Here is a 12,462-nt window from a genome sequence, read left to right as displayed (position 1 = left end):
AAAGTAGAGCCCTGAACGCGTCTGCGTTCAGGGCTCTACTTTTCGGAACACTCAGAGCTGGTAAGCCTGCTTCACCTGGGCGGTTCGCTTGTGCTCGAACACGAACGACAGGAACGGGATCGTGCCGGCGAGCGCGGTGGCAACCGTCGTACCGGGCTTCCACCGGGCCTTGATCGCCAAGTCGATCGTGAATACGAGATAGAGCATGTAGAACAGGCCGTGGATCTGGCCGATGTAGAACAACCACGACGGTGCGTCCGCCGAATTGTCGAGAATCAGGTACTTGTAGACCATCTCACCGGTCAGGAACAGCAGCCAGAGGCCGGTGATCCAGGCGAGAACGCGGTATCGGACCAGCGCCGACGCAACCTTCTTCTGCTTTTCTGCGTTGACTGCGGGGGTAGCGATGCTCGCTTCCGAACCGGTACTCACGTCGTGCTCCTATCGGACTCGCGAGCGGCGAGCTGCGCAAGGTAGTCGTTGTATTCCAGCATTTGGCGGGCTTCAGGGTCGTCGACGTCGAGGTTCACATCGTCGAACTTGGCCCGCGGGCGTTGCGGCAAGAGGTCGGCGGGAATCTCACGCGGCTCAGCGGCGGCTTCCTCGGCTTCGGCCTCTTCGGGGTCCACGTCTTCGAGCTGAACGAACTTGCGATACGCGTACACGACAAACGCCGCGAACAGCGGCCACTGGAACGCGTACCCGAGATTCTGTCCCGAGCCTCCGACGGCTTCGAAGCGCTCCCACTGCCACCAGCCGAGCGCGAGGCAGCCGGCAGCTGACACGATGACCAGCAGAATCAGCGCAGGTCGGCGTTTAGTAGCGTTCTTGGACACACTAAGACGGTACCTGAGAGCTATAGTGCCTCGCCCTGCGATCTCCGACACGGTGTCGTAGAAGCCGTGCCACGGCGTGTCGTAGAAGCCGTGCCACGGCGTGTCGTAGAGGCCGTCCCGCAGCACCTGTGCGCTATGCCCATCCTCACCCGCAACGCCAGGGCACTGAACACATTCTCCCGGCTGTGCTGCATCGATAACCTCGGCGCGTATCCGAAAGCAGGGGAGTGTTTCATGCACATCAGAGTGATTCGCCCGGTCATCGACACCACACTGACTCCGGCGGTGACAGCCGAGGTGGAGCACTGGGCGGCGCCCGGTACGACGGTCGACGTCGTGTCACTGCTCTCTGGCACGGCGAGCATCGAGTCCGAGTACGACGAGGCACTTGCCGGCCCCGGGATCGTGCAGCGGGTCGAGGAGGCGGCAGCCGACGGCGTCGACGGTGTGTTCATCACGTGTTTCGCCGATCCCGGAGTGCATGCCGCCCGAGAGGTCATCGACGCTCCGGTGGTCGGCGGCTTCGAGCCGTCATTTCTGACAGCGATGAGTCTGGGCGATCGCGTCGGTGTCGTGACCATCCTGCCGAATGTCGTGCCGATGCTCCGATCGCTCACTCGGCGGTATGGGCTGGACAATCGGCTGGGCAGTATTCGAGTCGTGGACATGCCGGTGCTGGGCCTCACCGATCGGGAGGAACTGATCGATCGACTGGCCGCTCAGGCGTCTGCGGCAGTGGAGAACGGCGAGGCCGACACCGTCGTTCTCGGTTGCACCGGGATGCTCGGTGTGACCAGTGCGGTCCGAGACAGGCTGCATGGCAAAGGGATTCACGTTCCGGTTGTGGATCCGACGGCCTCGGCGATCACCTGGTTGGAGAGCTCGGTCCGTCTGGGGCTGACACCGAGTCGGACGACGTACATGACTCCACCGGTCAAGGATCGAAAGCGCTGACCTTGCTCACGAGAACCGAAAAAGCCCCGCCGGATCAGATCCGGCGGGGCTCTTCGTTGTGCGCGAGGGGGGACTTGAACCCCCACGTCCTGAGACACTGGAACCTAAATCCAGCGCGTCTGCCAATTCCGCCACTCGCGCGCGGAATTCAAAGGATACGCGAGTGGAATCGCTCGCGGGCACACCACCCTGGTCGGGATGCGCCCGCCCGCTCTCAGGCCGTTTCGGCGAGTGGATCCGCTGCGGGCGGCATGGTGGATTTCTTCGACCGGCGAGGTTGCTCGGCCGTGCGTTGATACCGCCACGCAGCGTGGGTGAGCGTTTGAACATCGACATCGAGATGTTCGGCAACCGCAACGAGCAACTCGGCTGCGTCGGTGCTCGACAACAATTCCTCACCACTGCTTGCTTCGGTGGCGAACCGTGCAAGTAGATCTATCGAAGTTACCGTCAACTTCCCGGACAGGAACACCAGCGTCTCGAAGGTCCTGGGGCCGAGCCCCGGAACGGAGACAACTGCCGAACGGAGGCTTTCGGTGTCCTCGACGTCGGCACTGGACCTGCAACCGGATTCGACGAGCGCCTTGGCCGCGCGAGCCGCACCCTCGGCTTTGGTGAAGTAGTTGCCCGGCACGCGCTGGCGATTGCCGAGAATCGTTGCGAGCTCGTCGCCACGGTCGGTGAAGGCGGCGAGAGCGGGCAAGCTGTCGAGGCGATCGTCGGCGGCTACCGAGCGGTGTGTGCGCCAACGGTCGACGACGGCGCGGACTCCGGTCTTCGGTGTTCCATAGGCGGCGCGCGACGAGAAGATCGCATCGAGAAGGGCGGCTTCGGACTCGCGCGGCCATCCCTGATTCCAATGCGGCCACGCCTCGCGCGGAAGCTCGGCGCCGATGAATTCGGCCGCTCTGACTACGTCTGTGTCTTTCATGATTTCTCCCCCCGAGAAGTTGTCCGGTGTGGACGCGCTGAACGTAGCGAGGGAGTCCGACAGATTGTGGCCCGGAACGCACGGGATCGACCGTCCGTCAAGGAGGTCACGAATTGGTAACAATAAATATGAGGGGTTCCTCAGGTTTCTGAAAATCCCGGTAACAGTCCCAGGCAGGGCGTTCGCGACCTACTCGCGAGTCACTTTCTCGAAGTCTCGTGAGGAAGATCACGGCCCCGAAAGTCCAGATTTCCAGGGTGCCGACAAACGTGAGGAAATCCTCATGATTCTGTGTAAACCTTGTCTTGCACGAACGCCCTGACTCCGTCGATTCTCTCGACGAATTCGCGAGCACTTCAGCCGGGCAGCACACCGCAAATCCCACCTCGCCGCAGAGGTGACCAGGAGAGGACGTACGCGTGACGATCGATGACACGACACCTACAGGAAACGGACGCGACTCGAAGGGTGGACGCCGTTTCGGCGTCGATGGGGGACAGTCCCGCACGACCAGCAAAGGTGCCCTCGTCGATTCGCTGAACAACGGCGTTTCCTACGCAATCGCTTTCGGTGGACAGGGCGCTCCCTGGCTCACCTCGCTCGAGGAGCTCAGCCGTGACAACGGCCTGGAGCCCGTTCTGACCGATCTGGTCAATGACGCAGCCGCACGCCTCGCGCCCGTCGCGCAGGATCTCCTCGTGGTTCGCCCGGTCGGATTCGATCCGATCGCGTGGATGCTCGAAGCCGAGATCGTCGACGAAGAAGAAGGTGAGAAGTCGGCCGGGCCTTCCGCTGCCGCGCTCACCGCAGCTCCGGTGTCACTCCCCGGCGTCTTCCTCACGCAGCTTGCGGCGTTGCGTGCACTCTCCGCTCAGGGTCTGGATGTAGCCGGTAACCCGCCGGCTGCCGTCATCGGCCACTCGCAGGGCCTTCTGGCCACGGCTGCCGTAGCCGCGCAGGGCAACGACGACGGTGAACTCCTCGCCGTCGCACAGCTCGTCGGTGCTGCTGCCAGCTTGGTCGGCCGTCGCCGCGGCGTCATCGCCGGCGCCTCCGCGAAGCCGATGGTTGCGGTCTCGGGCGTCGATCCCGAGCGTCTCGCCGCCATCGTCGCCGAGCTTGCCGAGGGTGTGGCGCCTGAGCGCGCGGCTGTCCTCGCCATCCGCAACGGCCGTCGCCGCGTCGTTCTCGCCGGGCCGCCCGCTCAGCTGGCACGCGTGCAAGAGCGTTGCGAGCAGATCGAAGCCGAGGAAGCCCGCGAGCGTGAGGGTAAGAAGCGTGGCGGTTCCGTCTTCGCGCCGTCCTTCGATCCGCTCGACACCGAAATCGGCTTCCATCACCCCGCATTGACCGAGGCCGTCGAACTCGTCGGCAGCTGGGCGACCCGTTGCGGTCTCGACGCGGACCGTGCGCGCGAACTTGCGCAGGGTGTCCTCGTCGATCCGGTCGACTGGGTCGAGGCTGTCGACGGCGCAATCTCCGCCGGCGCCAAGTGGATTCTCGATCTCGGACCCAGCGATCAGCTGACCCGAATGACGTCCTCTTCGCTGCGTGGGCAGGGCATCGGCATCATCGCGGCAGCCACCCGCGGCGGACACCGCAATCTGCTCACCCCCGGTGCAGCACCTGAGGTCTCACGTTCGTGGTCCGAGTTCGCGCCGAAGCCCGTTGCGCTTCCCGGCGGCCGTATCGGCGTCGAGACCGCGTTCACGAAGCTGACCGGTCGTTCACCCATCCTGCTCGCAGGTATGACGCCGACGACGGTCGACGCCAAGATCGTTGCCGCGGCAGCCAACGCCGGTCACTGGGCCGAGCTTGCCGGTGGCGGGCAGGTCACCGAAGAAATCTTCGAAGACCGTGTCGCAGAGCTGAAGATGCTGCTCGAGCCGGGCCGCGCGGTCCAGTTCAACTCCCTGTTCCTCGACCCGTACCTGTGGAAGCTGCAACTCGGTGGCAAGCGCCTCGTGCAGCGTGCCCGTACCGCCGGTGCTCCCATCGACGGCGTCATCGTCACCGCCGGTATCCCGGAACTCGAAGAGGCTGTTGCTCTCATCGACGAGTTGTCCGAGATTGGCATCACCAACATCGCATTCAAGCCCGGCACCGTGGCGCAGATCCGCTCCGTGATCCGCATCGCCAACGAGGTTCCGAACTTCCCGGTCATCGTCCACATCGAAGGCGGCCGCGCCGGCGGACACCACTCGTGGGAAGACCTCGACGACCTGCTCCTCGACACGTACGCCGAGCTGCGTACACGCCCGAACCTGGTCATCTGCGTCGGTGGCGGCATCGGAACACCCGAGCGCGCAGCTGATTACCTGACCGGTCGCTGGTCTGCCGCAGCCGGTTTCCCGGCCATGCCCGTCGACGGCATCCTGGTCGGCACCGCAGCCATGGCGACTCTCGAGGCCACCACCTCTCCCGAGGTCAAGCAGCTCCTCGTCGACACACCCGGTACGCCGGACTGGGTCGGTGCAGGTACCGCTGAAGGCGGAATGGCCTCCGGCCGTAGCCAGCTCGGTGCCGACATCCACGAGATCGACAACGCGGCTTCGCGTACCGGGCGCCTCCTCGACGAGGTTGCCGGCGATTCCGAGGCAGTGGCCGAGCGCCGCGACGAGATCATCGCCGCCCTCGACGTCACCGCCAAGCCGTACTTCGGCGACGTCGAGACCATGACGTACGCACAGTGGCTGCGCCGCTACCTCGAGCTGACCGTCGGCATCGACGCGGCGAAGGAATTCGACTGCGGCGCCGATCTTCAGGACGCCATCGTCGAGGCGACGTCGAGCCCGTGGCTCGACATCACCTGGCGTGCTCGCTTCGGCGAGATGCTCCAGCGCACCGAGGCGCGTCTGCACCCGGTCGACCGCGGCCCGATCCCCACGCTGTTCGCTGACGCCGAGACCCTCGAGCGCCCCGAGGCTGCAATCTGCGCACTGCAGGCGTCGTACCCGGACTACTCGACCACCGTTCTGCATCCCGCAGACGTCTCGTTCTTCATCTCGTTGTGCAAGACGCCGGGCAAGCCGGTCAACTTCGTTCCCATCGTCGACGGTGACGTGCGTCGTTGGTGGCGCAGCGACTCCCTGTGGCAGGCACACGACCCCCGCTACACCGCCGATCAGGTTTGCGTCATCCCCGGCACCGTTGCCGTCGCCGGCATCACCCGTGTCGACGAGCCGGTCGGTGACCTGCTCGATCGCTTCGAGAAGGCGACCTACGACGAATTGGTTGCTGCCGGAACCACTCCGGTTGCACTCGCGAGCCGTCGCCACCAGGATTCAGCACCCGGACTTCTCGACGCCGTTCTCTCGGCTCCTGACCTCCAGTGGGCCGGCCGCCTGACCCAGAACCCCGTCCGTCGTCTCGGCGACCTCGACGAGTGGAGTGCAGAGTCTGCCGACAAGGCAGTTCACGGCACCACCGGTTCCAGTCTGACCGTCGTCGATTCCTCGCACGTGCTGCTTTCGGTTCCGTTGGTGGCAGGCAAGTCCGTCGACATCACGATCACGATCCCCGAGTCCGTCGTCGACGGCGGCGCTCCGGTTGTCACCGAAGCCGATGCCGAAGGTGCGATGTCCGCGCTCCTGGCAGTTGCTGCCGGACAGGAACTTCCGACAGTCAAGAACGGCAAGGCTCGCCTCAACGTCGCGTGGGTTCCCGATCGCATCGCCGATCACGCCGGTGTCACCGGTTCGGGTCTGCCCACCACGCTCAGTGTCAGCGGCAAGGCTGTTCCGGACGTCGTCGTCGGAGCATGCTGGCCTGCAGTGTTCGCAGTCCTCGGCGCAGCCAAGCTCGACAGTCTTTCCGTTATCGAAGGCATGCTCGACCTGGTCCACCTCGACCACACGGTCGACTTCGTCGGTGAACTTCCCTCCGAGACAAGCATTCTCGTGGTCAATGCCGAGGTCGCCTCGGTTCTCGACACCGACCTCGGTCGTGTCGTCGAGGTCAAGGTCGAGGTCGGTGCCATGCTCGGCGAGGGCCTCGACGCCCCCGCAGTCGTCACCATGACCGAGCGTTTCGCGATCCGCGGACGCACCGGTGCAGGCGAACTCGCCGACCCGGCTCGCGCTGGTGGATCGATCAGCGATGCGGCTGTCGACACCTCGCGTCGTCGTCGCCGTGACGCGAAGATCCTCGCGCCGGTCAGCATGGGCGCGTTCGCTCAGGTTTCCGGTGACCACAACCCGATTCACACCTCCGACAACGCCGCTCTGCTGGCCGGCCTCGGAACCCCGATCGTGCACGGCATGTGGCTCTCCGCCGCAGCGCAGCAGGTAGTCACCGCAGTCGACCCGGCCGAGACCCGCGTCCCGCCGCGCCGCCTGACCGCCTGGACCGCCCGCTTCCTCGGGATGGTTCGCCCCGGCGCCGAGATCGACGTCCGCGTCGACCGTGTCGGCATCGACCAGGGCGCAGAAATCGTCGAGGTCGGCTGCCGCATCGACGGCGAACTGGTCATGGTCGCCACCGGCCGCACTGCCGCACCGAAGACCGTCTACGCCTTCCCCGGCCAGGGCATTCAGCGCCCGGGCATGGGCCTCGACGCTCGCGCACGCTCCAAGGCCGCCCGCGACGTCTGGGAGCGCGCGGACAAGCACACTCGTAAGGCGCTCGGATTCTCGATTCTCGCTGTCGTGCGCGACAACCCGGTGACCGTCAAGGCCCGTGGTGTCGAGCACAGGCATCCCGACGGTGTCCTGCACCTGACCCAGTTCACCCAGGTGGCCATGGCCGTTCTCGGTGTTGCCCAGGTTGCCGAGCTGCGCGAGTCCGGAACCTTCATCGAGGATTCGCTTCTGGCCGGTCACTCTGTCGGTGAGTACAACGCACTCGCCGCTGTCGCCGAGGTCTTCCCGCTCGAAGCGCTTCTCGAGGTCGTCTTCCAGCGTGGCTCGGCCATGCACCAGCTCGTTCCCCGCGACGAAGCCGGACGCTCCGACTACCGCATGGCCGCTATCCGCCCGTCGCAGATCGGTGTTTCCGACGACGACGTGCAGGGCTTCGTCGCCGGTGTCGCCGAGTCTTCCGGTGAGTTCCTCGAAATCGTCAACCTGAACCTGCGCGGCAGCCAGTACGCCATTGCCGGTTCGGTAGCCGGTCTCGACGCACTCGAGGTCGAAATCGATCGTCGCCGAGCAGAATTCGGTGGCAAGCGGGCATACATCCAGGTTCCCGGCATCGACGTGCCGTTCCACTCCACCGTCCTTCGCGGTGGCGTGGCGGACTTCCGCGTGTGCCTGCAGGACTTGCTCCCGCACGACATCGATCCGGACATCCTGATCGGCCGCTACATCCCGAACCTGGTTCCGAAGCCGTTCTCGCTGCGTCGTGACTTCGTTCAGGAAATCGCCGACCTGGTGCCGTCCGAGCCGCTGCAGGAAGTCCTCGCAGACTTCGACAGCTACGCAACGCGCACTCACGAGTTGTCCCGCATCATCCTGATCGAGCTGCTGGCTTGGCAGTTCGCCAGCCCGGTCCGTTGGATCGAGACGCAGGACCTGCTCTTCGGTGACGAGTCCGAAGGTGGACTCGGGGTCGAACGCTTCGTCGAGATCGGTCTCGGCGCTGCCCCGACCGTTGCAAACCTCGCGTCGCAGACCCTCAAGCTGCCGGGCCGCTTCGGCTACCCGGTCGAGGTTCTCAACGTCGAGCGCGAAGCCGCGATCGTCTACGGCACCGACGTCGACCCCGCTGTCGATGACGACGACGAGATCGAAGCGCCTGCCGCGCAGGCTGCTCCGGCCGCCGCGGCCGCTGCTCCGGTTGCCGCTGCCGCGCCGGCTGCACCTTCGGGTGGACCGCGTCCGGACGACCTCACCTTCAAGGCGCCCGACGCCACGAAGGTCCTGATCAGCCTGTGGACCAAGCTCCGTCCCGATCAGGTCGGCCCCGCGGACACGATCGAGGCACTGTGCGACGGCGTTTCCTCGCGTCGCAACCAGCTTCTGGTCGACCTCGGCTCCGAGCTCTCCCTCGGTGCCATCGACGGGGCCGCAGACGCCGACATGGGCTCCCTGGGGGCAACCGTTGACAAGCTCGCCCGTACGTACAAGCCGTTCGGACCGGTGCTCTCCGATTCGATCAACGATCACCTGCGCAAGGTCTTCGGCCCCTCGGGCAAGCGTCCCGGCTACATCGCCGACCGCGTCAAGAAGGTCTGGGAGCTGGGCGACGGCTGGGCACACCACGTCACCGCAGCAGTGGCTCTCGGTACCCGTGACGGCGCCAGCATCCGCGGCGGCGACCTCGGTGGCCTGAGCTCCGGCGCACTGGCCGACGCTGCAGCAGTGGACGCAGTCATCGACAGCGCAGTTGCCTCGGTCGGGTCTGCTCGCGGAGTCAGCGTCTCGTTGCCGGCTACCGGCGGCGGAAGCGGCGGAACCGTCGACGCAGCCGCTCTGGGTGAGTTCACCGAGAACATCACCGGTCGCAACGGCGTTCTGGCCTCGGCCGCACGCCTGATACTCGAGCAGCTCGGACTGAACGAAGAAACGGCAGTCGCGACGGTCGAGGACACCGAACTGGTCGACCTGGTCTCGGCTGAACTCGGCTCCGACTGGCCGCGTCTGGTTGCTCCGGCATTCGACGCGCAGAAGGCTGTTCTGCTCGACGACCGCTGGGCAAGTGCGCGTGAGGATCTCGCTCGCATTTGGCTCGGTGACACCGCGTTGTCGGTCGAGAACTTCATCGGTGCCGGCTACACCGTCGCCGCACAGGCGAAGTGGTGGGCCACCCGTGCGACCGACGAAGGCCGCACCGCACTCGCCGAGGTCTACACCCGCATCGCTGATGCGGCTGCTGCGGCAGAATCCGACGCACCCGAGTGGGCAGGCGAGGTCGCAGTAGTGACGGGCGCCAGCAAGGGTTCCATCGCGGCAGCGGTCACGGGCAAGCTCCTTGCCGGTGGCGCAACGGTCTTCGTGACCACCTCGCGACTCGACGGTCAGCGTCTGGGCTTCTACCGCGACCTGTACCGCGAGAATGCTCGCGCCGGTGCCGCCCTCTGGGTGGTTCCCGCGAACATGGCGTCGTACACCGACGTCGACGCACTGATCGACTGGATCGGCAACGAAGCCACCGAGAACGCAGGCGGCGCAAAGAAGCTCATCAAGCCGGCCATGACGCCGACGATGCTCTTCCCGTTCGCAGCTCCCCGTGTCGGCGGCGAACTCTCCGACGCCGGCGCTCGCGCCGAAATGGAAATGCGCGTGCTGCTCTGGTCGGTGGAGCGCCTCATCGGCGGTCTGTCGAAGATCGGTTACGACAGCGACGTCGACACGCACCTGCACGTGGTGCTGCCCGGTTCGCCGAACCGCGGAACGTTCGGCGGCGACGGTGCTTACGGCGAGGCCAAGGCTTCGCTGATCGCCGTGGTCAATCGCTGGAAGGCCGAGCGCAACTGGGCCGAGCGGGTCACGTTGGCACATGCGGTCATCGGTTGGGTTCGCGGAACCGGACTCATGGGTCACAACGATCCGATCGTCGACGCAGTCGAAGCTGCGGGCGTCCGCACCTGGTCCACCCAGGAGATGGCGACCGAACTGCTGAAGACGGCAACCCGCGAGTCGCGGCGCGCTGCTGCCGAGGCTCCGCTCGAGGTCGACCTGACCGGCGGACTGTCCGAGGCCAACCTGGATCTGGGTGCTTTGGCCAAGGAAGCTGCCGAGGTTGCCGAGATCGCCGAAGCTGTCGACGAAGCAGTGGACGAGTCCAGCATCCTGGCGCTGCCCGCGCCGGCTCGCATCGACGACTCGGTCAAGGCTCCGAGCTGGCCCGAACTGGACGTCACCCCCGCGGACCTCGTGGTCATCGTGGGTGCCGGAGAGCTCGGACCCTACGGTTCCTCGCGTACCCGCTTCGAGATGGAGGTCGACGAGCAGCTCTCTGCCGCAGGCGTTCTCGAATTGGCGTGGAACACCGGACTCATCGTCTGGGAGAACGACCCCAAGCCGGGCTGGTACGACGTCGAATCCGGTGACCTGGTACCCGAGGCGGAAATCGCCGACAAGTACCACGACGCAGTCGTCGAGCGTTGCGGCATCCGTCGCTACGTCGACGAGGGCGCGATGATCGACAACACCGCTCCGCTGCTCACCTCCGTGTTCCTGGACAAGGATCTGAGCTTCGTGGTCGGCAGTGAGGCAGAGGCTCAGGCCTTCGTCGAATCCGATCCGGAGAACACGACGGCGACGGTTTCCGCCGAGTCCGGAGACTGGACGGTCACCCGCCGCGCAGGCACCGAGATCCGCGTCCCGCGCAAGATGAAGCTGACTCGCAGTGTCGGCGGCCAGATCCCGACCAACTTCGACGTCACCAAGTGGGGCATCCCCGCCGACATGGCAGATTCGGTCGACCGCGTCGGCCTCTGGAACATCGTCGCAACGGTGGACGCCTTCCTCACCGGCGGCTTCACTCCGAGCGAACTGCTCCGCTGGGTACACCCGAGCCTGGTCGCCAACACGCAGGGCACCGGCATGGGCGGCATGACCTCCATGAGGAGCCTGTACATCGACACGCTGCTCGGCGAGAACCGTCCGAACGACATCCTGCAGGAAGCGCTGCCGAACGTCATTGCAGCGCACGTCGTTCAGTCGTACGTCGGCGGTTACGGTGCGATGGTTCACCCCGTCGCCGCCTGCGCCACGGCAGCGGTATCCGTCGAAGAAGGCGTCGACAAGATCCGACTCGGCAAGGCGCAGTTGGTTGTTGCCGGCGGGTTCGACGATCTGAGCACGGAAGGCATCATCGGCTTCGGCGACATGTCGGCCACTGCCAAGACCGAGGACATGCATGCCAAGGGCATCGAGGATCGCCGCTTCTCGCGGGCCAACGATCGTCGCCGCGGCGGATTCGTCGAGTCGGCCGGTGGCGGAACGATTCTCCTCGCTCGCGGTGACCTGGCACTCGAGATGGGTCTTCCCGTCCTCGGTGTGGTCGCCTGGGCCGGATCGTTCGCCGACGGTGTCCACACCTCGATCCCGGCACCGGGACTCGGAGCACTGGGCGCCGGACGTGGGGGAGCGGATTCGCAGCTCGCACTCTCGCTCAACGCACTCGGCGTGAGCGCCGACGACATCGCCGTGATCTCCAAGCACGACACCTCCACTGCCGCCAATGATCCCAACGAGGCAGAGCTGCACGAGCGCCTCGCCGGGGCATTGGGACGCAGTGAAGGCGCGCCGATGTTCGTGGTCTCGCAGAAGAGCCTGACCGGTCACGCCAAGGGTGGTGCCGCAGCCTTCCAGCTGATCGGGCTCTGCCAGGTACTGAGCCAGGGCATCGTCCCGCCGAACCGCAGCCTCGACTGCGTCGACGACAAGATGGCCGAGTTCGAGCACCTCGTGTGGGCACGTCAGCCGCTCAAGTTCGGTGATCAGCTTCCGCTGCGTGCCGGCCTGCTGACCAGCCTCGGCTTCGGTCACGTCTCCGGCCTGATCGCAGTCGTGCACCCGCAGGCATTCGTCGAGTCGGTTCCGGCCGACAAGCGTGACGCCTATGTTGCTGCGGCCCAGCAGCGGACGATCGACGGTCAGCGTCGCCTCGCGAAGGCGATGTGCGGTGGCGACAGCCTCTACGAGCGCCCGGCGGATCGTCGCCTCGGTGCCGACGGAACGCCGGCCAAGGCGTCGCGCCAGCTCGAAGCGGACATGCTGCTGAGCGAGGACGCACGACTCGGCGCAGACCAGGTGTACCGCTCGAATCTGCCCGGCTGCAAGTAGTAGTCACGGT

At 65.7% G+C, this 12,462-nt stretch carries 5 protein-coding genes and 1 tRNA gene; 2 read left to right on the top strand and 4 right to left on the bottom strand.

Annotated elements, in window-relative coordinates:
* Positions 1–51: 51 nt before the first annotated feature.
* Together RA302_RS18740 and RA302_RS18735 are read right to left on the bottom strand one after the other, a co-directional pair.
* Positions 52–432: a DUF3817 domain-containing protein gene (locus RA302_RS18740; RefSeq protein WP_003945334.1), complete on the bottom strand. Its 381-nt coding sequence runs from the start codon at positions 430–432 to the stop codon at positions 52–54.
* The gene (locus tag RA302_RS18735) at positions 429–836 is read right to left on the bottom strand and encodes a hypothetical protein (protein ID WP_070160913.1); all 408 of its coding nucleotides are present in this window, start codon (positions 834–836) and stop codon (positions 429–431) included. Before RA302_RS18735 ends, RA302_RS18740 begins: the two co-directional genes overlap by 4 nt.
* A gap of 234 nt (positions 837–1,070) precedes the next feature.
* Between RA302_RS18735 and RA302_RS18730 the strand changes: the two genes are divergently transcribed.
* Positions 1,071–1,790: an aspartate/glutamate racemase family protein gene (locus RA302_RS18730; RefSeq protein ID WP_064113316.1), complete on the top strand. Its 720-nt coding sequence runs from the start codon at positions 1,071–1,073 to the stop codon at positions 1,788–1,790.
* 59 nt (positions 1,791–1,849) lie between these two features.
* On the opposite strand, the gene RA302_RS18725 is transcribed toward RA302_RS18730, so the two are convergent.
* Both RA302_RS18725 and RA302_RS18720 read right to left on the bottom strand, forming a co-directional pair.
* A tRNA-Leu gene (locus RA302_RS18725) sits at positions 1,850–1,931 on the bottom strand.
* A gap of 73 nt (positions 1,932–2,004) precedes the next feature.
* Positions 2,005–2,721, bottom strand: coding sequence for a hypothetical protein (locus RA302_RS18720; RefSeq protein ID WP_042925794.1), 717 nt, complete (start codon positions 2,719–2,721; stop codon positions 2,005–2,007).
* A gap of 419 nt (positions 2,722–3,140) precedes the next feature.
* Here RA302_RS18720 and RA302_RS18715 point away from each other — a divergent pair, with 419 nt between their 5' ends.
* Positions 3,141–12,452, top strand: coding sequence for a type I polyketide synthase (locus tag RA302_RS18715; protein WP_070160892.1), 9,312 nt, complete (start codon positions 3,141–3,143; stop codon positions 12,450–12,452).
* Positions 12,453–12,462 lie beyond the last annotated feature (10 nt).

Origin of the sequence: Rhodococcus sp. DN22, assembly GCF_036669995.1 — a bacterium.
GTDB classification, from domain to species: Bacteria; Actinomycetota; Actinomycetes; order Mycobacteriales; family Mycobacteriaceae; genus Rhodococcus_F; species Rhodococcus_F erythropolis.
Note: the sequence above shows the minus strand (reverse complement) of the source record. Positions and strands in the feature narration are given on the sequence as shown.